Origin of the sequence: Paenibacillus zanthoxyli JH29 (assembly GCF_000520715.1) — a bacterium.
Taxonomy (GTDB): domain Bacteria; phylum Bacillota; class Bacilli; order Paenibacillales; family Paenibacillaceae; genus Paenibacillus_AQ; species Paenibacillus_AQ zanthoxyli.
The window spans coordinates 1-302 of record NZ_ASSD01000388.1 but is presented as its reverse complement, the minus strand read 5'-3'; the positions used below and the strand labels follow the sequence as shown (position 1 = coordinate 302).

Below are 302 nucleotides of genomic sequence, written 5' to 3'. Positions count from 1 at the left end.
TCCTCCCCCGCCTATACCGATAACGCTAAGATCGCAGGCTATGCGAAGGACAGCGTGCAGTCCCTGTCTGCCGCAGGAATCCTAACCGGCGACTCCGGTTCGGTATTCAATCCTACCGCACCGGCAACCCGTGAGACGATTGCTGTGACACTTCATCAGCTGCTGGTCAAAGCTGGACTGGCTGAATAATCCAGTCTATCTCAACTCAAGAAGGAAGGCGCCCGCAAGTACTCTTTAAGCCATCAGGGCCGTCTTTCTTCTGCTAAACCTAAGCGGGCCGGTCAAGGAGCAATCCTTGACCG

At 55.3% G+C, this 302-nt stretch carries 1 protein-coding gene; it reads left to right on the top strand.

The window, feature by feature from the left end:
* Positions 1 to 189, top strand: a 189-nt coding sequence (locus tag L691_RS28950; protein WP_036737104.1) for an S-layer homology domain-containing protein, incomplete at its 5' end; no start/stop codon positions are given.
* Positions 190 to 302 lie beyond the last annotated feature (113 nt).